The sequence below is a fragment of the Streptomyces albus subsp. albus genome, from assembly GCF_000725885.1.
GTDB lineage: Bacteria > Actinomycetota > Actinomycetes > Streptomycetales > Streptomycetaceae > Streptomyces > Streptomyces albus.
The window spans coordinates 14,695-36,419 of the sequence record NZ_JODR01000009.1 but is presented as its reverse complement, the minus strand read 5'-3'; the positions used below and the strand labels follow the sequence as shown (position 1 = coordinate 36,419).

Here is a 21,725-nt window from a genome sequence, read left to right as displayed (position 1 = left end):
CGCCACGCCGGGAATCGGGCGATAAGCACATTTAGGGCATGAGGCGCCTATCGTCACCTCATGCCCACGCCCTACGGTTCCCGAGGCGGCATGGCGTTCAGCGCCGACGAGCTGCGCGTGCTCGGCGGTGCTCTCGCCATCGCCCTCCAGTCCGACCCCGCGCCCGAGGAGACCCGCGCCATCCTGCGGCTCGCGCAGGCCGTGGACGAGGCCGTCAGTGAGGCCCGCAGGCTGCGTGCGTTCGTCCGGGCGGACCTGGCCCGCCACCGCGCGGCCCTGCCGGGTGCCGCCGCCGGTTACCTGGACCTCCTGGCCGCCGCCCTCGCCGCCGGTCACCTCCCTGGGGCCGAGGACGTGGCGGCCGTGCGCGCCCTGTGCGCCCGCCCGGCCGGTGAGAGGGAGACGGCCCGCCGCCGGGCCCTCCTGCACCGCGTCGAAGCCGCCGTCCGGCCGTGCCTGCCCGCCGTACGCCGCCCGGCCGACGACGCACCGGAGCCGGCCGCCGGGCGGTCCGCGATGCCGGGGCCGCGCAGCGAGCAGGAGACGGGGTCCGGGGCCGAGCCGGAACGGGAGGCGCAGCCGTCCCCCGGTCCGGCCAAGCCGGGACCGGCCGAGCGGCCGGGCTCGCCGGAGCCGGTGCGGCCCTCCCGTCCGGTGCCGACGCCGGCGGAGGTCTTCCCGCCCCGCCGCAAGCCGTCGGGTCCGCCCGAGCCGGCCCCCGACCGCGACGGGCCCGACGAGACGGAGGCCCGCGGCCAGGAGCCCGACGGCGCCCCCTTCACGCTGCCGCTGCCCGCCTGAGACGTCCCGGGCCTGCCCGGGGGCGCCCCGGGCCCGCATGGGACGCCCACAGGGCCTCGGAGGCGCCCGGCGCAGGCGGGACGGTCGGGCGCTGCGTGGCGCGGTGTGGCGCGCGGGGCGCTTTCTGCGGGCCGGGCGCCCGGCGTTACGCTGGTCGCCAGGTTCGTCGAGGAGGCTCTGCCATGGACTACGTCGCCGCACTCACCCCGCCGCTCGTGATGGCGATCGGATTCACGGCCCTGATCGTCACCATCGTCAAGAGCCAGGGCGGCGCGAACAAGGCGAAGGAAGACGGCATCGTCGATGCCGCCCTCGCCCGCGCCGAGGCCACGAAGCAGTCCGGCGAGCGCTGAACCGCCCCGGACGGGGGAGTGACGCGGCGGCGGATTCCGCCGCCCCGCACCGCATACTCGCGGCGTCTTCCGGGTAATTCCCTCGATTCGGACATTTTCCACTATTATTCTTCTGTGCCGAGGCCACTGGGAGAGCTGGAAGACGCCGTGATGACCCGGGTATGGCGCTGGAACCGCCCGGTCACCGTGCGGGAAGTCCTCGAAGATCTCCAGAAGGAACGCACCGTCGCCTACACGACGGTGATGACTGTAATGGACAACCTGCGCCAGAAGGGCTGGCTGAGGCGGGAGCAGGAAGGCCGCGCCTATCGATATGCGGCCGTCTCCACCAGGGCCGCCTACTCCGCCGCTCTCATGCACGAAGCGTGGACGACCAGTGACAACCCGGCAGCCGCTCTGGTGGACTTCTTCGGCATGATGTCGCCGGAGCAGGTGGAAGTCCTGCGGACGGCCTTGCGGGTCGTACATCTGAACGGTGTCCACCTGGATCCCCCCGATGGGGAGGCACCCTCCGGGGACCGATAGCGTCCGTTCATGACAGAACGCGCTCCGCTATCGCAGGTCACCATCCGCAGGGCACGAACGGCTGATGTCCCGGCGGTGCGCCGCCTGATCGACACCTACTCGCGCGACCGCATCCTGCTCGACAAAGCGACGGTGACCCTTTACGAGGACATCCAGGAGTTCTGGGTCGCGGAGCGGGATGGTGACGCGGAAGTCGTCGGCTGCGGTGCGCTGCACGTCATGTGGGAAGACCTCGCCGAAGTCAGGACGCTCGCGGTGGATCCTTCCCAGCGCGGCACGGGGGTGGGTCACCTGCTGCTGGAGAAGCTGCTGCGCACGGCCCGCTGGCTGGGCGTGCGGCGTATTTTCTGCCTCACCTTCGAAGTGGACTTCTTCGCCAAGCACGGCTTCCGGGAGATCGGCGAGACGCCGGTGGACGGCGATGTGTACAGCGAGCTGCTGCGTTCCTATGACGAGGGCGTGGCCGAGTTCCTGGGTCTCGAACGGGTGAAGCCCAACACCTTGGGCAACAGTCGCATGCTGCTGCATCTGTGAACCGCGCGGGGGCACTTCACCACTATGTCCGAAAGGTCCCGCCAATCCCCGTGGACGGGCGGGCAAACTCAGCACAGGGTTTGTGTTTCTCCCGGAAAAGCGGTTTGCTTTCCACGTCGGTATCTGTAATCAGTTATCCAGCACGAATGGGAGTAGCAGGTGGCACAGAAGGTTCAGGTTCTTCTTGTCGACGACCTCGACGGCGGCGAGGCGGACGAGACGGTGACGTTCGCACTGGACGGTAAGTCCTACGAGATCGACCTCACCGCCGCTAATGCGGACAAGCTGCGTTCCGCTCTGGAGCCCTATCTGAAGAACGGCCGGCGCACCGGTGGCCGTTCCGCGCGCGGAAAGGGCGGCCGTTCCAGCTCGGGTTCCGGGTCCGGCCAGGACACGGCGAAGATCCGTGCGTGGGCCAAGGAGCAGGGTTACGAGGTCAACGACCGCGGTCGGGTTCCCGCCAGCATTCGCGAGGCGTACGAGAAGGCCAACGGCTGAATCATTACGGCCCACCGGCCGGCCGACCGGCCCGCCGGTCCACCGGCTGTCCGTCCGGCCGCCACGCGACCGCCGGCCGGCCCGTGACCCGATGGCCGTCCCCCGGTTCGGGAGGCCCCCGCGCGGCGGCCTCCCCAGGGACTCACCAGCGGCTTTCGGAGGCTCCCCGGTGGCTTCCGAGGGTGCTGCCCTGCGCTGCGCGGCCGACGCGTCCGTGACCGGCCCGGTGCGCCCCGAGGGGGCGTGCGGCGGGCCCGGCGGGACCATGTGACCCGGTCGGTACCCTCCGCCCGCGGCCACAGTCGGTCACTCAGCGGTATCACGCATTACGTACGGTATTCACTGTCGTGTTCCCGGCCGTGGTGCACTCCCCGGGACCGTTCCGGCTTGTTCGCCCTCAGCGGATGCGGTGGACCGTAACCGGTCGATGCCGCATGGATTGTCACATCGAACGGGTAAGAAGGCTCTAACAGCCCGGAACCCCAGGTGGGGAAGGGCGGAGCGGGGGTGCTGAAGCACTGGGCGCCGCCGTGAGCGAGCGCGTCGGTGCGGGGGCGTTCGCCGTGGGCGTAGTGGATCCAGGTGAATACGCCTGGCCTGCGGGAACATCGTCTCGCACCATCGGGTTGGAACTGTTGTCGGCTGTCCGGGGCAGGAGGCGCATGATCGACTGGGCTGGCGTCGGCAGTTGGAATGAGCGGTCCCCCGTTGCGGGACTAAGCTGCGGAAGGACAGCGAGGGGAGCGTCCCCTCACTGCCTGACCGCTCTGAGGAGCGATTAACGATGTTCGAGAGGTTCACCGACCGCGCGCGGCGGGTTGTCGTCCTGGCTCAGGAAGAAGCCCGGATGCTCAACCACAACTACATCGGCACCGAGCACATCCTTCTGGGCCTGATCCACGAAGGTGAGGGTGTCGCCGCTAAGGCACTGGAGAGCCTCGGGATCTCGCTTGAGGCTGTCCGCCAGCAGGTGGAGGAGATCATCGGCCAGGGCCAGCAGGCCCCGTCCGGCCACATCCCCTTCACCCCCCGTGCCAAGAAGGTGCTGGAGCTGTCGCTCCGCGAGGCCCTTCAGCTCGGCCACAACTACATCGGCACGGAGCACATCCTGCTGGGCCTGATCCGCGAGGGCGAGGGCGTCGCCGCCCAGGTCCTCGTGAAGCTGGGCGCCGACCTCAACCGGGTCCGCCAGCAGGTCATCCAGCTCCTGTCCGGTTACTCCGGGGGCAAGGAGGCCGCCACGGCCGGCGGACCCGCCGAGGGCACGCCGTCCACCTCGCTCGTCCTGGACCAGTTCGGCCGCAACCTGACGCAGGCCGCCCGCGAGTCCAAGCTCGACCCGGTCATCGGGCGCGAGAAGGAGATCGAGCGGGTCATGCAGGTCCTGTCCCGCCGTACGAAGAACAACCCGGTGCTCATCGGCGAGCCCGGCGTCGGCAAGACCGCCGTCGTCGAGGGCCTGGCGCAGGCCATCGTCAAGGGCGAGGTGCCCGAGACCCTCAAGGACAAGCACCTCTACACCCTGGACCTGGGCGCGCTGGTCGCCGGCTCCCGCTACCGCGGTGACTTCGAGGAGCGCCTGAAGAAGGTGCTCAAGGAGATCCGTACGCGCGGCGACATCATCCTGTTCATCGACGAGCTGCACACCCTGGTCGGTGCGGGCGCCGCCGAGGGCGCCATCGACGCCGCCAGCATCCTCAAGCCGATGCTGGCCCGCGGTGAGCTGCAGACCATCGGTGCCACGACGCTGGACGAGTACCGCAAGTACCTGGAGAAGGACGCCGCCCTGGAGCGCCGCTTCCAGCCCATCCAGGTCGCGGAGCCGTCGCTGCCGCACACCATCGAGATCCTCAAGGGCCTGCGCGACCGGTACGAGGCGCACCACCGCGTCTCCATCACGGACGCCGCCCTGGTCGGTGCGGCCACCCTCGCCGACCGCTACATCTCGGACCGCTACCTGCCCGACAAGGCCATCGACCTGATCGACGAGGCCGGCTCCCGGATGCGCATCCGCCGGATGACCGCTCCGCCGGACCTGCGCGAGTTCGACGAGAAGATCGCGAACGTGCGCCGGGACAAGGAGTCCGCGATCGACTCGCAGGACTTCGAGAAGGCCGCCTCCCTGCGGGACACGGAGAAGCAGCTGCTGGCCGAGAAGGCCAAGCGGGAGAAGGAGTGGAAGGCCGGCGACATGGACGTCGTCGCCGAGGTGGACGAGGAGCTCATCGCCGAGGTCCTGGCCACCGCCACCGGCATCCCGGTCTTCAAGCTCACCGAGGAGGAGTCCAGCCGGCTCCTGCGCATGGAGGACGAGCTGCACAAGCGCGTCATCGGCCAGGAGGACGCCATCAAGGCGCTCTCCCAGGCGATCCGGCGCACCCGTGCGGGCCTCAAGGACCCCAAGCGCCCCGGTGGCTCGTTCATCTTCGCCGGCCCGTCCGGTGTCGGTAAGACGGAGCTGTCCAAGACGCTGGCGGAGTTCCTCTTCGGCGACGAGGAAGCGCTGATCTCCCTCGACATGTCGGAGTTCGGCGAGAAGCACACCGTCTCCCGGCTGTTCGGCTCCCCGCCCGGTTACGTCGGCTACGAGGAGGGCGGCCAGCTCACCGAGAAGGTGCGCCGCAAGCCGTTCTCCGTCGTCCTGTTCGACGAGGTCGAGAAGGCCCACCCGGACATCTTCAACTCGCTGTTGCAGATTCTGGAGGACGGCCGGCTGACCGACTCCCAGGGCCGGGTCGTGGACTTCAAGAACACGGTCATCATCATGACGACCAACCTCGGCACCCGGGACATCTCCAAGGGCTTCAACCTCGGCTTCACCGCACAGGGTGACACCAAGGCCGGCTACGAGCGGATGAAGGCCAAGGTCAACGACGAGCTCAAGCAGCACTTCCGGCCCGAGTTCCTCAACCGTGTCGACGACACCGTGGTGTTCCACCAGCTCACGCAGGAGAACATCATCCAGATCGTCGACCTGATGATCGCCCAGGTCGACGAGCGGCTGAAGGACCGCGACATGGGCATCGAGCTGAGCCAGGACGCCAAGGAGCTGCTGGCGAAGAAGGGCTACGACCCGGTGATGGGTGCCCGGCCGCTGCGCCGGACCATCCAGCGGGAGATCGAGGACGTGCTGTCGGAGAAGATCCTCTTCGGCGAGCTGCGGCCCGGTCACATCGTGGTCGTCGACACCGAGGGTGAGGGCGAGAGCAAGGGCTTCACCTTCCGCGGTGAGGAGAAGTCCGCGCTTCCGGACGCCCCGCCGGTCGAGTCCGCCGCCGGCGGCGGACCGAACCTGAGCAAGGAGGCCTGACGGCCGTCGCACAGCGCACCGCATGAGCGGGGCCGGCCCTTCCGGGCCGGCCCCGCTCGCGTGTGTGCGAGGTGCTTTCTACGCCAGGATGCGGATGCCGTCCGGGACGCCGCTCACCCTCGGCAGCCGCGGATTGACCCGCAGCGTCGTCAGATTGGGGAACGCCGCCAGCCACCCCATCGGCACGCCGAGGTCGTAGGCGAGCCACAGATGGGTCAGCGCTTCCCGTACGAGCCCCTCCAGCAGCTCGTCCGGGGTGAACGGTCCGACGATCTGGACCCGCGCCCTGCCGCCCAGCTTCCGCAGCGCCGCCAGCTCGACCCGGTCGGACACCGGGAAGTAGAGGCCCTCGGGATCGAGGTGCCCGATGATCTCGTCCGCGTACCGGTCGGTGTCGAAGTTGCGCCACCCCCGAGCCAGCTCCGCGCGCAGGGCCAGGGAGGCGCGGTTGCGCAGCTGCGCCAGATAGTGGATGGCGGCGTCATCGTTGACGCGGGTGGCGGTGACCGCCAGCCGGTGGGCCTCCTTGTCCGTGACGTGCGTGGGATCGGGCAGCATCTCCAGCACGATCGGCCCCACCCAGCCCAGGCTCCGGGCGCCCTCGATCGTCGTGGGCCGCACCATGTTGCGGGTCTCGCGGCGGATCCGCGCATGAGTCTCGGGGTCCAGCTCGGTGACGTGCTCCAGGCAGGCGGCGGCCAGCAGCCGGCAGCGGTTGCGCTGCATGCCCTTGCGGCCCGGCGCCAGCAGCCCGGAAAGGAGACGGGCGCACTCCGCGGGCCGCGCGTGCGCCACGGCCATGCGGATCACCTCTTCCCACTCGGCCTCGTGGGCGTGGGCCAGCAGCAGATCGAAGGCGCCCTGCTCGACGGCTTCCTTGGCGGCGAGATAGTCCTGCACGGTGCGGTGGACGAACTCGACGGAGCGGTCCGCCTGTTCCCGCAGCAGCCCGGTGCGCAGCAGCAGATGGTTGAAGATGTCCTCGGGCCCGCCCTGCCCTGCCGCGGCGGGGATGGCGGGCAGATGACGGGAGATCTCCGCCAGCGCCTGCTCCATGGTCAGCTCGGCTCGCCTGCTCAGCAGCATGCGGAAGGCGAGTTTCCGCAGCAGCCGCTCCCGGGCACCGCGCCGCAGCTTGACGGCGTCCGCGTACAGAACGCGCCGCTCCGGGTCCCGGCGCTGGAGCAGCATCTCCATGGCCGCCTCGTACAGCTCCTTGCGGCCGTGCGGCAGGGAACCGGACCGGTCCCGGTTGAGGGCGCAGATCAGCCCGCACATCAGCGGGTTGGTGGCCAGCCCGCGCAGTTCGCGGTAGAGGGGGATGGACGCCAGCAGCCGGTCGCGGTACTCCTCCAGCCGGTGGTGGTCCTTGCCCTCGTCGTCGGCTGCCGCCGCGTGCCAGGCCGTGATGAACGCGGCGACCTGGTCGCGGCTCATCGGCGCCAGCGACAGCTCGTCGAAACCCTCGTCGGCCAGCCAGCCCGGCTCGACGGCGGAGGGGCGGGCCGTGACCAGGCAGACGTTGCCGGCGTAGATGCGCATGAGGCGGCGCAGCCGGTCGCGCAGGGCGGCGCGTTCGGACTCGGGCGCCTCGTCGATGCCGTCCACCAGCAGCAGCCCGCGTTCCTCGGCCAGTACGCGGGCCACCCAGCCGTCCGGTGCCTCGTCGGCGAGCGGGTGGCGTATCGCGTGCAAGAACGCGTCTGGGGGCGGGAAGCCCTCGCGGGCGAAGCGGCGGACGGGCAGCACCAGCGGTATCCGGCCACGCAGCGAGGCCAGCTCGGGCGGCAGCGCGTCCCGCGCGGTGGAGACGGCCAGCCACTGCACCAGCGTGGTCTTCCCGGAGCCCGCCGCGCCGCGCAGCAGCACCCGTTCGTGGCCGCCCAGCGCGCGGTCCGCGGGCAGCACCGGCTCACCGCTGTCGTCCTCGCCGAGCCGGGCCCGCCGCTCAGGGCTGTCGAACTCGGCGCTGAGACTGAGATAGGTGGCGTCCAGCGACCAGCTGTCCGGAATGTTGGGGTTCGGCAGGTCGATGCCGTAGATGGTGACGCGGTCGTACTCCTCGCAGACGGTACGCGCGTACCGCGCCTCGAACTCCGCGTCCGCCGCCGACGGCTCCGGGCGGCCCCGGACGGCCTCCGCGTCGTTCAGGTCGATCAACTGACGTATCCGGTGCGCCCGTTCAGGCATGTGCTCGGCCAGCACCGGGGAGCGGCGTATCAGATGGTGCAGCAGGTGCAGACACACGGTGACCAGCAGCCGGTCGTGGAACCAGGCCGCGTCCGCGTTCAGTTCGCGGTCCGCGCCCGGTACGGCCGAGCGCAGCCGCCGGGCGAAGTCCTGCGGGCCCAGCCGTACGGCCTGCACATCGGTGACGTCCAGCTCCCCGGCGATCCACAGGGTGCGGGAGAGCACGGCCGCGACCGGGCGCTCGTCCCGCGAGGGCAGCCGGGAGGCCGGTGCGGCCAGCGCCACCAGCTCCCCGGCGAGCGACAGCAACGACTCGTACGACAGCGGCGGTGTCTCCCCGCGGAACGACACCAGCCGTGCGAGCAGCTCCCCTTCGGCCTGCGCCTTGTCGGGCGTGGCCTCCACGGGGAGCAGCAGCTGGCTGACGAGCGGATCGGCGACGGAGGAGGCGAGCCGGACGGCGAGGTCCATGAATACGGGCTCCCTGGCGGGGGCGGACGGTGGGCGACGGGCCGCCCACCAGCGTATGCCTCCGTGTGGCCCAGGTCACCTTGTGTTTGCGTCAGGGTTGGTTGCCCGTGGCTCGCGGGGGCGGGGGATGACGGTCACTTCGATGTGAGGGGGGAGTCGGGTGGTGTCGACGGGGCCACGGGGGCGGGGCAGGACCAGGGACCGGAGCTGTGGCAGATCCGCGAGTGCTTCGAGGCGGAGCGAGGCGGGAATTTCGCTGAGCTGCAGGTGTTCCAGCGCGGGGAAGCAGGAAGGCGGCAGCCTCACATCGAACCCGGTGCCGCCGAATCCCACGGCGAGCTGGGTCACATGGGGAAAGCTCACACCGGCCAGCGTCATGCTCGCGAGATGGTGGGGCTCGCACGTGATCTCCCGCAGACGGGGCGAGTCGGCCAGCTCCGCCCAGTCGTCTGCGGGAAGTTCGTGCGCGACGCCGAAAACGTTGAGTGTTTCGAGGGAGGTGAGGGCGGAAATTCCCCTGAAGGTTTCGGCGCCTTCGGGAAGAAGCAGCGTCGTCAGCTCTTTCAGGCCCGTTGTCCGCGCCACTCCCGGCCAGCGCGTGCCCTCGCGGAGGGCGAGCCACTGAAGACCGCTCAGTGCTTCGATGCCCTCCAGATGCGGCAGCGTGTCCACATTCCACAGGTACAGCTTTGTGAGAGGCAGCTCTCCCAGCGGAGTCAGATCCCTGACCGGGCATTCGCGGATGGTGAGCTCCTCCAGCTGCGGGAAATGCCGTACGAAATCGAGCCGGTCGAGCGCGGAGTTGAGTGCCAGATTCAGCAGCCGCAACGTCCCGCCCGAGCTGTGGGCCGCGACGATGTCGTCGGGGGAGAACGTGCCCCGCACGCGCAGGGCCGACCGCCCGGGCAGCCTGCGCAACCAGGCGAGATGCTCCCGTGTACTGGCCGTCACCTGGACGTTCTGCCGGTCGGGAAGAACAGCGACGATCTCTCTCGCGTAGGCGTCGGTGTCGAACCTGTCCCAGTGGCCGGCCAGTTGCTGGAGGACGCCTGTCGAGGGGTGGTCCCGGAACTGCTTCAACAGCACCAGCGCCGCGTCCGTCCCCATCTGGGCCGCCGTGTGGGCCACGGCCACAGCCTCGTCCACGTCCAGGTCGTCCACATCGGACAGCAGCTCCAGCACCACCCCGCCCAGCGGCACCAGCGCCTTGGCCTCATCGATGCTCCGCGGCGGAATCAGCTTTCTCGCCCGCTCCTCCACCTCCGTCCGCACCGCGGGGTCCAGTTTCGTGGCGTGCTCCAGGCAGGCCGTCGCCAGCAGGTGCAGCCGGCTGCGGCACTCCTGCTCCGCATCGCCCCTGCGCACGAGCCCCCGCAGCAGCTGTGCTCGCTCGTCGGGGCGGGCGTGGGCGACGGCCATCCGGACGACGTCCTCCCACTGGTCGAGGTGGGCGTGCTGCACCAGGACGCCGAAGTCGCGCTCCTCCACGGCGGCCTTGGCGCCCAAATAGTCCTGGAAGGTGCGGTGGACGAAGTCGACCGCACCGTGGCCGGGCTCGCGCAGCAGCCCGGACCGCACCAGCAGGAAGTCGAAGATCTCTTCCGCCGAGCCCTGTTCGGCGACGTACGGCATCGAGGGGAGCACCCGCTCTATCATTCCGACCGCGTCGTCCTGCGCCATTTCGGAGCGACCGTTGCGGATGAGCCAGTAGGCGAGCTTCTGCAACAGCTCGACCTGGGACTCCTCGTCCAGTTCGATGGCGCCCTCACGGGCGTACATGGCGCGCTCCCGGTCGCGACGTTCCAGGAGCATCGACAGTGCCGCGTCGTACAGGGCCTTGCGCCCGCGCGGGAGGAAGCCGTGCCGTTCCCGGTGCAGGGCGCAGATGAGGCCGCACATCAGCGGGTTGGTGGCGAGGCGCGCAAGATCCGCCTTCGCCCGTACGGCTGTGCGGAGTGATGCGGCCAGTTCGTGCCCCGCCTCTGCCGCGGTGTGCCAGCGGTCGATGAAGAGCTCGACGTCGGCGGGGCGCATGGGGGAGAGGGTGAGTTCGGTGAAGTCCTGGCGGCCCAGCCAGTCCCGGCGTACGGCGGAGGGACGCGAGGTGACCAGGACGAGGTTGTCGGGGAACGCCGATGTCAGGTCCTGGAGCCAGTCGCGGGTGCGGGCGCGTTCCTCCTCGGGCACCTCGTCGATGCCGTCCACCAGCAGGACGCCGCGTCCGGCCGCCAGTACGCGTTCCGGCCAGCCGGGCGGCTGCGCGCCGGCCAGCGGGCAGCCTACCGCCGCCAGGAAGTGGGCGGGCACCGGCAGGGCGGCGCCCTGCCGGGTGAGGGTGCGCAGCGGCAGGACGAACGGCACCCGGCCGATCAGATGGGCGAGGCGCCCGGTCAGCTCGGACTGGCGCGCCGTGGTGACGGCGAGCCACTGCACCAGGGTTGTCTTCCCCGAACCGGCCAGCCCGCGCAGCAGCACCCGCCGTTTTCCGGCCAGTGCTTGTTCGACGGGGAGGGGGTCCGCGGTGGGGGTGGTGGCCACCTGGGTGCCGTCGGGCATGTGGAGGACGGGGCTGCTGTCCCGGTCGGCCGTCGCCGTGAGACTCAGATATGCGGTGTCGAGCGGCCATTCGCTGGCCTGTTGCAGATCGAGGCCGTAGATGGTGAGCGTGCGGTGCCGGTTGGCGATGTAGCGCGCGTACTGCTGCTCGAACTCCGCGTCCTGTGCGGACTGGGAGGGGAGGCGTTCGATCAGGACGTCGACGAGGGTGACCAGATCGGCCAGGGTGCGGCTCTGCTCGACGAGTGTGCGGGCGACGAAGGCGGAACGCTGCGTGAAGAAGTGCAGGATGTGCAGACAGGCGGTCTCCAGGACGCGCTGGTAGAGCGCGTCCTCGGCTTCGGTCGTGTCCGGATGCGGGTCGTGCATCGCCGCCTGGGCGTGCAGGGCGCGGGCGAAGTCGGTGTGACCGAGGCTGACGGCCTCCACGTCGCTGAGCCCGATGTCCCCCAGCGCGTGCAGGGTGCGCACCAGCCGCTCGACCGTTCGTCCGGCTTCCGCATCCGAGGGCGCCTCATGCGGGCCGATGGCGCGTACGGCGCGGCGCACCAGCTCCTGAGCGAGCCGGCGCAGCTCGCGTTCGCCCAGGGTCCGCTTCTCCCCGGTGAAGGAGACGAGGGACGAGACGCGGACGGGTCCGTCCACCAGCCCCGCCCCCGCGCCCCCGGTGACGAACAGCCGCTTGACCAGCGGCACCATCACGCTGGAAGCGATCCGCAGTCCGACGACCCCCGCGTCCATCCGTTCCTCCCCGCCCCTCGCCTGGCCCGCTCCCCGCAGCCGCCGCTCCCCGTGGTGCGGGGCTGCTTCCCGCAGTGCCGCTCCCCGCGGGGAGGGCGCTGCTCCCCGCAGTGCGGGGCCGTGCACGGCGAGCAATCGTAGAGGGGCCTCCCCGGGGCGTCGACGACGGGCTGCGGGCCCCTTGTGTGACCGGCGCCCTATGGGCCGGGTCACGATCGCGGGGCCGGCCCCGTGAGGTGGGCCACGGGGTTTTCGGGGCCTACGAGGCTGCTTAGGAGATCCGCGGGTGCGGGCGGGCGCGCCGGGCGGGGTGGGGCCTCGGCTGCGCGCACCGAGTGATCTGGGTCTCTCGTGCTACTACGGTGGTGTTTAGTAATAGCGGTCCTTGATGTCCGATTTCTGGCGGGTTACCAAGGGGGCGCGTCCACATCAGGGCGCACACCACGAACCCCCTTTCGGAGGTAGCACTCGCATGGCGATGTCTAGGACCACCCACCGCGCCTCGGCTCTGTCGACGGCTCTCGTCGCCGGGCTCGGCGCGTCGATGGCCCTGGGGGCCGGCACCGCACTGGCGGCTGCGAAGGCCGAGGCGGACACGACCCGTAACGACATCTTCGCGATCAGCGCCGCGGGCGACCTCGCCGAATCGACCCACGCGCAGGCGGACGCCCAGCGCAAGGCGGTCGAGGCGGCGAAGAAGGCCAAGGAGCGCGCGGCGGCCAAGGCCGCCCGGGACGCCAAGCGCCTCCAGATCTCCTGGATCAAGCCGATCTCCGGCAAGTACGAGCTGAGCGCGTCCTACGGCAAGGCTGGTGGCCGCTGGGCCCACAACCACTCCGGCCAGGACTTCGCCGTCAACGTCGGCACCCCGGTCCAGGCCGTCCATCAGGGCACCGTCGTCAAGGCCGGCCCGAACGGCGCCGGTGACGGTCCCGCCTACGGGAACGCCATCGTGATCCGGCACGACAACGGCAGGTACTCGCAGTACGCCCACCTGTCCGAGGTCGACGTCAGGCCCGGCCAGCAGGTCAAGACCGGCCAGACCATAGCCAAGTCCGGCAACACCGGTAACTCCTCCGGTCCGCACCTCCACTTCGAGATCCGTACGGGCCCGGACTACGGCACGGCCGTCAACCCGGTGGACGCCATGCGCTCCTTCGGCGTCACCTTCTGACGCCCCCGGGTGCGGGACGCCCCGCCCGTCCCGCCCGGCTCACCCACAGGCCCCCGGCGCCACGCGCCGGGGGCCTGTCGCGTTCACTCGCCGTGGTGCGCCGCGGAGACCAGCTCCTGGGCGACCTCCAGGGCCGCCTTCCGCTTCTCCTCCGGCGCGGCGCCGGAGGAGTCGAGGGTGAAGAGCGCGGAGTGCATGGTGAAGAGCGCGGAGGTGCACCGCACCTGGTCGACGAGGGCGGCGTCCTCGTCCTTGATGAGTTCCAGCAGGGTGAAGATGCGCCTCTTCATCTCGTCCCCGATGGACAGCTCGCGCAGCGCGGCCTGGTTCTCGTGCATGAAGCGCACCATCGGCGTGGCGTGGCTGATGCACGCGCTGTAACGGCTGAGGATCTCCAGCTTCGTCTCCAGCGTGGTGGGCCGGTGCTGGCGGGCCCAGTCGATGACCTCGTCGGCCGGACCCAGGACCAGATCCTCGAACAGGCTGGTGACCAGGTCTTCCTTCGTCTTGAAGTGGTAGTAGAGAGCGGCCTTGGTGACGCCAAGCTGCTCCGCGATCTCTCTGAGCGAGGTCTTCTCGTAACCGCGTTCAGCGAACAGCTCCAAGGCGACGTCCTGGATGCGCTGACGGGTGTTTCCCCTGCTCATGCCGACCCCTTCAAAACTTACTTGACGCCCGGCTAGGTACCCCCTAGCTTGGTCCATCGTACTGAACTAGCCGTGCGGCAAGTAAGTGGCAAGTAAAGGGGAGTGGCCGCGCATGAGTGCCAGTGGCGCGACAAAACGGGCGGAACGGGGAACGGGGGGTGCCGACGGAAAGAACGGGTCCAGCCAGGGTCAAGGGGAAGTCAAGGGAGCGGAACCGGCGGCGGACGCCGCCGGGGCGGCGGGGAGCGGTGCGGCACAGTCGGCCAAATCGGCCGGGGCCAAGCCGCGCAGCGTCAGCTTCGTCGTCTTCTCCCTGATGATCGCCGTGCTGCTGGCGATGCTGGACAACATGATCGTGGGCACCGCCATGCCCACCATCGTCGGTGAGCTCGGCGGCCTGGAACACCTCTCCTGGGTCGTCACCGCCTACACCCTCACCACCGCCGCCTCCACCCCGATCTGGGGCAAGCTCGGCGACATGTTCGGGCGCAAAGGCGTCTTCCTCACCTCGATCGTCATCTTCCTCGCCGGCTCGGTCACCTCGGGCGCGGCGCAGACGATGGGCCAGCTCATCGGCTTCCGGGCGCTCCAGGGGCTGGGCGCCGGCGGACTGATGGTCGGCGCCATGGCGATCATGGGCGACCTGGTGCCGCCCCGTGAGCGCGGCAAGTACATGGGCATGATGGCCGGCGTGATGTCGCTGGCCATGATCGGCGGCCCGCTCGTCGGCGGCACCCTCACCGACCACCTCGGCTGGCGCTGGGCCTTCTACATCAACCTGCCGCTGGGAGCCATCGCCCTGGCCCTGGTCGGCACGGTGCTGCACCTGCCGAAGAAGCGCAGCGAAGGACGTATCGACTATCTGGGCGCCGTCCTGCTGACCATCGGCATCACCGCGGCCGTCCTCGTCACCAGCTGGGGCGGCACCGAGTACGACTGGGGCTCGGGCACCATCCTCGGGCTGAGCGCCCTGGCGGTGGTCACGCTGGTGGCCTTCCCCTTCGTGGAGCGCAAGGTCGGCGAACCGCTCCTGCCGCTCCACGTCTTCCGCAACGGCAACTTCTCCCTGGTCACCGTCATCGGGTTCCTGCTCGGCTTCGTGATGTTCGGCTCGATGACGTTCCTGCCGCTCTTCCAGCAGAGTGTCCAGGGCGCCTCGGCCACCAACTCCGGCCTTCTGCTGCTGCCCGTGCTGCTGCCGATGATGGTCGTCTCGGTCGTCACCGGCCGGGCCACCACCAGCACCGGCAAGTACCGCATCTACCCGATCATCGGCGGGGTGCTGATACCGATCGGCCTCTTCCTCCTCGCCCAGATGGAGGTCGGCACCAGCAGGCTCACCTCCGGCCTCTACATGGTGGTGCTCGGCGCGGGCATGGGCTTCCTGATGCAGCTGACGATGCTGATCGCGCAGAACAGCGTGGAGCTCAAGGACATGGGCGTCGCCTCGTCGACGACCACCCTCTTCCGCACCATCGGCGGCTCCTTCGGCGTCGCCCTGATGGGTACGGTCTTCACCCGCCAGGTCGAGGACACCATGCGCGACGCCGCAGCGGCCGGACCGGAGAGCGGCGGCGCGGCTGCCGCCAAGCTCACCGAGGGCGGTGCCCAGCTCGATGCGGCCTCCCTCGCCAAGCTGCCGGCAGCGGTGCGCAGCGCGTACGAGCACGCCGTCGCCGACGGCACGCACGCCGTCTTCCTGCTCTCGGCCGGGCTGGCCGTCCTCGTCTTCATAGCGGCCTGGTTCATCAAGGAGGTGCCGCTGAAGGACGCCGGCGCGCAGAAGCCGGCGGAGTAGTCCGCCACTGCGGCGCACTCCGCCGCCCCCCGGCGACAGCGGTGTCGCGCCCGTCGCCGGGGGCGGCACCGGGCCCTCGCCTGGGTGGCACCGGCCCGTCGCGGGTCCTCGGCGCCTGTCGGCTGGAGCCGTTGAGGCGTGCTGCCCGGCGCGGCGGGGCGGGCCGTAGTGAATCCGGCTGGTGCCGGGTCCGTCTGTGCCGAGCCCGGCCCCGCGCCGGTCGGGCCGTACCGGGCCTGCTGTGTGCCGGGCCTGGTCGGTGCCGGGTCGGACGGTGCCGAGCCCGGCCTGTGCCGGTCGGGCCGTACTGAGCCCGGCCCGTACTGGACGCCCGCACTGAACCCGGCACGTACCGAGTCCGGCAGGTACTGGACCCGCCCACACCGGGGCCCAGCCCGCACCGGGGCGGCCTGATGCGGCCCGGTGCTGAATCCGGCCCGCATCGGGCCGCCCCGTACCGAGTCTGGTCGGCCCGCATCAGGGCCACCCGTACCGAGCCCGGCCCGGATCAGGCCGCCCGTACCGAGCCCGGCCCGGATCAGGCCGCCCGTACCGAGCCCGGCCCGCAGCGAGCCGCTGTACCGAGCCCGTGCCGTACCGAGGCCCGGGGGGGGCAAGGCTCCGGGGCGAGCGGGGTGGGCGGTTGTGGCGTTGCCGTGCCGCCCTGCCGGGCTGCCGTCGTACTAGGTCAGCGGCAGCCGGTACCGCTTGCCGTCCAGTGGTTCGACCAGTCCGTCGGCCACCAGTCCGTCCAGTGCCCGGGCGCGCTGGACGGGCTCGTGCCACACCCGGTCCAGGTCGGCCTGCGGCACCGGTTCCTTGGCGGCGCGCAGCACGGCCAGCAGCCGGCCGCGTACCTGCCGGTCCGTCCCGGCGTACGCCTGGGTGCGCCGCGCGGGCCCCTGGTGGGCGGGTGCCCCCGCGAGCTGCCAGGCGCAGCGGGCGGCGATCGGGCACTGTCCGCACTGCGGGTTGCGCGCGGTGCACACGAGCGCGCCCAGTTCCATGGTGGCGGCTGCCCAGCGGGAGGCGGTCTCGTCGTCCTCGGGCAACAGCGCGCGGGCGAGCTTCCGTTCGGCGGCGGTGGTCGCGTTCGGCGGGTACTGCTTGCCGTTGACCGCGCGGGCGAACACCCGGCGCACATTGGTGTCGAGCACCGCGTGGCGCTTGCCGTAGGCGAAGGAGACCACGGCGGCTGCGGTGTACTCGCCCACGCCTGGCAGCGCCAGCAACTGGGCGTGCTCGACGGGGACCTCGCCGCCGTGCCGTTCCGCTATGGCCTTGGCCGCACCGTGCAGCCGCAGGGCCCGGCGCGGGTAACCGAGGCGGCCCCAGGCGCGGACCGCTTCGCCGGGGGCTTCGGCGGCCAGGTCGGCGGGGCGCGGCCAGCGCTTCATCCACTCCTCGTACACCGGCAGCACACGGCTGACGGGGGTCTGCTGGAGCATGAACTCGCTCACCATGACGCCCCAGGCGCCTGCCTCCGGGCGGCGCCAGGGAAGGTCGCGGGCGTGGGTGGCGAACCAGTCGACGACGGGGGTGTGGAGCGCGCGAGCCGTCTCGCGCAGGGCAGGGTCGACGGCTTCGGTGTCCGCGGCGCGCGCTGGCGGGGCGCCGGCCGAAGCGGCTTGGGGGGTCTCGGTGGTCGCAGTCATGGCACGACCGATCCTGGCACGGCGCTCCTCATCCGAAAAACGCACACGCGGTGCGAAAGCCTGTCCGCCACGTACGCCACGTACACGACGCATCCGGAGCGAGAGCCACATAGAGGGATGAAATGCCCATAAGGGGTGGGTGTCGGGCAGCTGATCACAACATTTGGTCGTCCGAGCGGCGGGTACAGGCCTGTGTGGCGCCTGATGTCTCGTAAGGTTTTCGCGTGGGATCTCTGCGCAATCCGATCGGGCCGCTTCCCTCCTCCATCTACTGGCGACGGAGGGCAGTTGTCCTCGTCGTGCTGGTGCTACTGGTCCTGGTCGTCTTCTGGGCAGTGACCTCGCTCGGCGGCGACAGCTCCCGCAACGAGGGCAAGAGCGGCGACAAGGGCAACGGGCCCGCCGGCACGATCACTCCGGGCCCCGCCGACTCCGGGCCCGCGATCAGTGAACGCCCCGGCGGCCGGGACGAGGAGGACGGCGGCTCCGACGGTTCCGGTTCCGGTTCCGCTTCGGGTTCGGGGGGTTCCGGGGGCTCGGAGGACTCCGACGCCGCGGACCAGTCGTCCGCCGGCGGCACCGGTTGGGGCGCGGGCAACGGGAGTTCGACCGGCGGGTCGGGCTCCGGCACCGGCGGACCGGGCGGCGGCGCGGCGGGCGTACCGGCCCCGCCGAGTCTGGCGGACTGCCGCCAGGGCGAGGTGCAGCTGAAACTGCGCAGCCTGCGCAAGGAGTACGGGCCGGGCGAGAAGCCCCGCTTCCAGCTGAAGGTCACCAACGAACGCAACAGCCCCTGCAAGATCGACCTGGGTCGCACCGCCACCGTCGTGACGATCAACAACCCGGACGAGGCGAAGTTCTGGGCTTCCGACGACTGCCCGCCGACCAAGAAGCCGCTGCCGCGTCTCGTGCCGGGCAACGGCACGTCGACGCACACCCTCACCTGGTTCCGCAAGGCGAGCGCCGCCAACTGCGGCACCCCCACCTTCGAGGCGCCCAAGCCGGGCACCTACGAGATCGAGGTGAAGGTGAAGGGCCTCAAGACGGTCCGCACGACGTTCGAGCTGGTGAAGTAGCCGCCGCAGCAAGGGTGAAGCGGCCACGGCGGCAACGGGACCAAGCGGGCCCGGCGGCATGGGGCCAAGCGGCCACGGCGGCACGGCGAACCGGGCTCGGCGGCACGGCCCCGAGCAGTCGCAGCAGGCGGGCGGCCGACGGCGGGTGGGGCGCGGCCAGGAGCGGGGCGCCGTACGGGCGCCTGCAAGGAGGAGGCGGCACCCGCGCACGGCACCGGCGGTCCGCGCCTCGTGGGGGCGCGTTCAGCAGGTGACCGGCGTACGTCCGCGCCGCTGGTCCGGCGTACGCCGCCAGCCCCGGTGCGCACCGTCCCGCGGCGCACCGTCCCGCGGAGGCTCAGACGTACCGTTCGAGGATCGAGGACTCGGCGAGGCGCGAGAGCCCCTCGCGGACCGAGCGGGCGCGGGCCTCGCCGACGCCGTCCACCGCCTGGAGATCGTCCACGCTGGCGGCGAGCAGCTTCTGGAGGCCGCCGAAGTGGTCCACCAGCCGGTCGATGACGGTGCCCGGCAGGCGCGGCACCTTGGCCAGCAGGCGGAAACCGCGTGGCGAGACGGCCGAGTCGAGGGTCTCGGGGGCGCCGCTGTAGCCCAGCGCCCGTGCCACGGTGGCCAGTTCGAGCAGTTCGGTGTGGGTGAGCCGGTCCAGGTCGTTGAGGGCGTCGGGCACGGCACGGACGCGCCGGCCGGCGCCGGACGTCTGCGGGGCGTAGTCGCGGACCACCAGCTCGCGTTCCGGTTCGACGCCGGCGATCAGCTCGTCGAGCTGGAGGGAGAGCAGCCGGCCGTCGGTGCCCAGCTCCACGACGTACTGCTCGATCTCCGTGGCGATCCGCCGCACCATCTCCAGCCGCTGGGCCACGGCCGTCACATCGCGGACGGTCACCAAATCCTCGATCTCCAGCGCGGAGAGCGTGCCGGCGACCTCGTCCAGGCGCAGCTTGTAGCGCTCCAGCGTGGCGAGGGCCTGGTTCGCGCGGGAGAGGATCGCGGCGGAGTCCTCCAGCACCCTGCGCTGGCCGTCGACGTAGAGCGCGATCAGCCGCATGGACTGGCTGACGGAGATGACGGGGTAACCGGTCTGGATGGAGACGCGCTGCGCGGTGCGGTGCCGGGTGCCCGTCTCCTCCGTCTCGATGGACGCGTCGGGGACGAGCTGCACACCCGCTCGCACGATCTTGGTGATGTCCTTGTCGAGGATGAGCGCCCCGTCCAGCTTGCACAGCTCGCGCAGCCGGGTGGCGGTGAAGTCCACGTCCAGTACGAAGCCGCCGGTGCACAGCTGCTCGACGCTCTTGTCCATGCCGAGGACGATGAGCCCGCCGGTGTTGCCGCGCAGGACGCGCTCCAGGCCGTCGCGCAGCGCGGTGCCGGGCGCGACCGCGCTCAGTGAGGCGCGCATCAGGCCGGACGCCCCCTCGGCCCTGCCGGGGGCCGCGGCCCGGTCGTTGGCTGCCACTGCACTCCTTCGGTCGTGCGGGTGCCTGTCGGCGTTTCCTCGACCACCGATCGCCGGCCCACCGCACCGGGGCGGACGCCGTGCGGTCCCCCCGTTGTCGCGGTGCCGCACTCAGCCCCCGTGGTGCTCGTGGTTGGTCGAGACCGGGGCAAAGTCTACCGGCGCACCCGGATGCGCCTCGCGTGCTGCCTCCCCGGCCCGCCCGGTGGGCGGGGCGCCGGCCGGGGCCGGGCCGCCGCGCACAGGCGCGGGGGAGAGAGCACGCGAGGGACCGCGGCGCTGCTGCTCAGCCGGTGCGGGCGGGGCGCGCGGGCAGCACCCGGAGGGCCTCGCCGATGTCGGCGACCTCCAGAACACGCATACCGTCGGGGACGCGGCCCGGGTCGCCCGGCACCAGGGCGTGGGTGAAGCCCAGCCGGGCCGCCTCCGACAGCCGCCGCTGGATGCCCGTCACCCGGCGCACCTCCCCGGCCAGGCCGACCTCGCCGATCGCCACCAGATTCTTCGGCAACGGCGTGTCACCGGCCGCGCTGGCCAGGGCGAGGGCGACGGCCAGGTCGGCGGCGGGCTCCGACAGCTTCACCCCGCCGACGGTGGCGCTGTAGATGTCCCGCTTGCCCAGCGCGTTGATCCGGCCCCGCTGCTCCAGCACGGCCAGCATCATCGAGACGCGGGAGTTCTCCAGACCGGAGGTGGTGCGGCGGGGTGACGGGATCTGGCTGTCCACGGTGAGGGCCTGCACCTCGGCGACCAGCGGCCTGCGGCCCTCCAGCGTCACCGTCAGACAGGTGCCCGGCACGGGCTCGTCGCGGCGGGTCAGGAAGAGGCCGGAGGGGTCGGCCAGGCCCGTGATGCCCTCGTCGTGCAGCTCGAAGCAGCCGACCTCGTCCGTGGCGCCGTAGCGGTTCTTGACACCGCGCACCAGACGCAGCCGCGCGTGCCGGTCGCCCTCGAAGTGCAGGACGACGTCGACGAGGTGTTCCAGCAGGCGCGGCCCGGCGATGGCGCCGTCCTTGGTGACGTGGCCGACCAGCAGCGTGGACATGCCGCGCTCCTTCGAGGCGCGGATCAGCGCCCCGGCCACCTCCCGCACCTGCGCCATGCCGCCGGGCGCGCCGTCGATCTCGGGGGAGGCGACCGTCTGCACCGAGTCCAGCACCAGCAGCGAGGGCTTGACCTCGTCCAGGTGGCCCAGCACGGCCGACAGGTCCGTCTCTGCGGCCAGATAAAGATGCTCGCTCAGGGCGCCGATGCGGTCGGCACGCAGCCGTACCTGCCCCGCGGACTCCTCGCCGGTCACGTACAGAGTGCGGTGTTCCTCGTCGGCGGCCTTGGCCGCCACGTCCAGCAGCAGGGTGGACTTGCCCACGCCCGGTTCGCCGGCCAGCAGCACGACGGCGCCGGGCACCAGTCCGCCGCCCAGCACCCGGTCCAGTTCGGGCACGCCCGTGCCGCGGGCGGTCGCGCGGGCGCCGTCGACCTGGCCGATCGGCAGCGCGGGCGCGGACACCCGGCCGGGCGCCGTGGTGCGGACGGCCGGGGCGGCGCCCACCTCCTCGACGGTGCCCCAGGCGTGGCACTCCGGGCACCGCCCGAGCCATTTGGCGGTCTGCCAGCCGCATTCGGTGCAGCGGTAGGTGGGGCGGTCCTTGGCGGACGACTTACGGGCAGCCATGACGGTCACCGTATCGGCGCCCACTGACAGCCGGGCTCCGGTGCGTTCCGTGACGGCTCGGCGCTCGCCGGTATCCGGTCGCTCCGGTGTGCTCCGCGAGGGCTCGGCGCCCGCCGGCATCCGGGCGCTCCGGTGCGTTCCGCGACGGCCGGGTGCGCGGCACCGGGTCACGCGCGGTCGGCCGGTCCCGGGGTGTGCGACCCCCGTGCGCCCTTTGTGACGGTGTTGTTGCGGTTGCCGCCAAACCCCCGACATATGTTCT

The 21,725-nt window shown here is 71.2% G+C and carries 15 protein-coding genes; 9 read left to right on the top strand and 6 right to left on the bottom strand.

Going from position 1 to position 21,725, the window contains the following annotated elements; all coding sequences use genetic code 11:
- Window positions 1-60: 60 nt before the first annotated feature.
- The 6 genes from IO40_RS0111270 to IO40_RS0111245 all read left to right on the top strand — a co-directional run bounded on the left by IO40_RS0111270 (window position 61) and on the right by IO40_RS0111245 (window position 6,021).
- Window positions 61-801, top strand: a complete 741-nt coding sequence (locus IO40_RS0111270) for a hypothetical protein (protein ID WP_234336599.1) — start codon at window positions 61-63, stop codon at window positions 799-801.
- A gap of 182 nt (window positions 802-983) precedes the next feature.
- Window positions 984-1,154: a hypothetical protein gene (locus tag IO40_RS37965; RefSeq protein WP_016472897.1), complete on the top strand. Its 171-nt coding sequence runs from the start codon at window positions 984-986 to the stop codon at window positions 1,152-1,154.
- A gap of 114 nt (window positions 1,155-1,268) precedes the next feature.
- The gene (locus IO40_RS0111260) at window positions 1,269-1,679 is read left to right on the top strand and encodes a BlaI/MecI/CopY family transcriptional regulator (protein WP_030409376.1); all 411 of its coding nucleotides are present in this window, start codon (window positions 1,269-1,271) and stop codon (window positions 1,677-1,679) included.
- Between the two features lie 9 nt (window positions 1,680-1,688).
- Window positions 1,689-2,213, top strand: a complete 525-nt coding sequence (locus tag IO40_RS0111255) for an amino-acid N-acetyltransferase (protein ID WP_016472895.1) — start codon at window positions 1,689-1,691, stop codon at window positions 2,211-2,213.
- Between the two features lie 159 nt (window positions 2,214-2,372).
- On the top strand, window positions 2,373-2,711 hold the full coding sequence (locus tag IO40_RS0111250; RefSeq protein ID WP_016472894.1) for a histone-like nucleoid-structuring protein Lsr2: 339 nt from the start codon (window positions 2,373-2,375) through the stop codon (window positions 2,709-2,711).
- Between the two features lie 784 nt (window positions 2,712-3,495).
- Entirely contained in the window at window positions 3,496-6,021 is a 2,526-nt protein-coding gene (locus IO40_RS0111245; protein ID WP_016472893.1) for an ATP-dependent Clp protease ATP-binding subunit, read from the top strand.
- Between the two features lie 78 nt (window positions 6,022-6,099).
- On the opposite strand, the gene IO40_RS0111240 is transcribed toward IO40_RS0111245, so the two are convergent.
- Window positions 6,100-8,682, bottom strand: a complete 2,583-nt coding sequence (locus IO40_RS0111240) for an NACHT domain-containing protein (RefSeq protein ID WP_016472892.1) — start codon at window positions 8,680-8,682, stop codon at window positions 6,100-6,102.
- Between the two features lie 75 nt (window positions 8,683-8,757).
- Complete coding sequence (locus IO40_RS0111235; protein WP_234336600.1) at window positions 8,758-12,105, bottom strand: NACHT domain-containing protein; 3,348 nt, start codon at window positions 12,103-12,105, stop codon at window positions 8,758-8,760.
- Window positions 12,106-12,451: 346 nt separating this feature from the next.
- On the opposite strand from IO40_RS0111235, the gene IO40_RS0111230 reads away from it, so the two are divergent.
- Window positions 12,452-13,153, top strand: coding sequence for a M23 family metallopeptidase (locus IO40_RS0111230; RefSeq protein ID WP_016472890.1), 702 nt, complete (start codon window positions 12,452-12,454; stop codon window positions 13,151-13,153).
- Window positions 13,154-13,236: 83 nt separating this feature from the next.
- Here the strand turns inward: IO40_RS0111230 and IO40_RS0111225 are convergent, their stop codons facing one another.
- Entirely contained in the window at window positions 13,237-13,800 is a 564-nt protein-coding gene (locus IO40_RS0111225) for a TetR/AcrR family transcriptional regulator (protein ID WP_016472889.1), read from the bottom strand.
- A 112-nt stretch (window positions 13,801-13,912) separates the two neighbouring features.
- Between IO40_RS0111225 and IO40_RS0111220 the strand changes: the two genes are divergently transcribed.
- Window positions 13,913-15,598: an MDR family MFS transporter gene (locus IO40_RS0111220; RefSeq protein ID WP_031032039.1), complete on the top strand. Its 1,686-nt coding sequence runs from the start codon at window positions 13,913-13,915 to the stop codon at window positions 15,596-15,598.
- 683 nt (window positions 15,599-16,281) lie between these two features.
- Here the strand turns inward: IO40_RS0111220 and IO40_RS0111215 are convergent.
- Window positions 16,282-17,253 carry an HhH-GPD family protein gene (locus IO40_RS0111215; RefSeq protein WP_016472887.1) on the bottom strand — a complete coding sequence of 324 codons (972 nt, stop codon included), beginning with the start codon at window positions 17,251-17,253 and terminating at the stop codon, window positions 16,282-16,284.
- A 224-nt stretch (window positions 17,254-17,477) separates the two neighbouring features.
- Between IO40_RS0111215 and IO40_RS37580 the strand changes: the two genes are divergently transcribed.
- Window positions 17,478-18,329, top strand: coding sequence for a hypothetical protein (locus tag IO40_RS37580; RefSeq protein ID WP_030409382.1), 852 nt, complete (start codon window positions 17,478-17,480; stop codon window positions 18,327-18,329).
- 337 nt (window positions 18,330-18,666) lie between these two features.
- Here IO40_RS37580 and disA read toward each other — a convergent pair whose 3' ends face one another.
- Together disA and radA are read right to left on the bottom strand one after the other, a co-directional pair.
- Window positions 18,667-19,788, bottom strand: a complete 1,122-nt coding sequence (gene disA, locus IO40_RS0111205) for a DNA integrity scanning diadenylate cyclase DisA (protein ID WP_016472885.1) — start codon at window positions 19,786-19,788, stop codon at window positions 18,667-18,669.
- A 286-nt stretch (window positions 19,789-20,074) separates the two neighbouring features.
- The gene (gene radA, locus IO40_RS0111200) at window positions 20,075-21,463 is read right to left on the bottom strand and encodes a DNA repair protein RadA (protein WP_030409383.1); all 1,389 of its coding nucleotides are present in this window, start codon (window positions 21,461-21,463) and stop codon (window positions 20,075-20,077) included.
- Between the last annotated feature and the right edge of the window lie 262 nt (window positions 21,464-21,725).

What these genes read in the sequence shown, in the direction of transcription:
- IO40_RS0111230 (WP_016472890.1), top strand. Translation starts at nt 12,452, where the DNA reads ATGGCGATGTCTAGGACCACCCACCGCGCCTCGGCTCTGTCGACGGCT.
- IO40_RS0111255 (WP_016472895.1), top strand. Translation starts at nt 1,689, where the DNA reads ATGACAGAACGCGCTCCGCTATCGCAGGTCACCATCCGCAGGGCACGA.
- IO40_RS0111240 (WP_016472892.1), bottom strand. Translation starts at nt 8,682, where the DNA reads ATGGACCTCGCCGTCCGGCTCGCCTCCTCCGTCGCCGATCCGCTCGTC.
- IO40_RS37965 (WP_016472897.1), top strand. Translation starts at nt 984, where the DNA reads ATGGACTACGTCGCCGCACTCACCCCGCCGCTCGTGATGGCGATCGGA.
- IO40_RS0111225 (WP_016472889.1), bottom strand. Translation starts at nt 13,800, where the DNA reads ATGAGCAGGGGAAACACCCGTCAGCGCATCCAGGACGTCGCCTTGGAG.
- IO40_RS0111245 (WP_016472893.1), top strand. Translation starts at nt 3,496, where the DNA reads ATGTTCGAGAGGTTCACCGACCGCGCGCGGCGGGTTGTCGTCCTGGCT.
- IO40_RS0111220 (WP_031032039.1), top strand. Translation starts at nt 13,913, where the DNA reads ATGAGTGCCAGTGGCGCGACAAAACGGGCGGAACGGGGAACGGGGGGT.
- radA (WP_030409383.1), bottom strand. Translation starts at nt 21,463, where the DNA reads ATGGCTGCCCGTAAGTCGTCCGCCAAGGACCGCCCCACCTACCGCTGC.
- IO40_RS0111215 (WP_016472887.1), bottom strand. Translation starts at nt 17,253, where the DNA reads ATGACTGCGACCACCGAGACCCCCCAAGCCGCTTCGGCCGGCGCCCCG.
- IO40_RS0111270 (WP_234336599.1), top strand. Translation starts at nt 61, where the DNA reads ATGCCCACGCCCTACGGTTCCCGAGGCGGCATGGCGTTCAGCGCCGAC.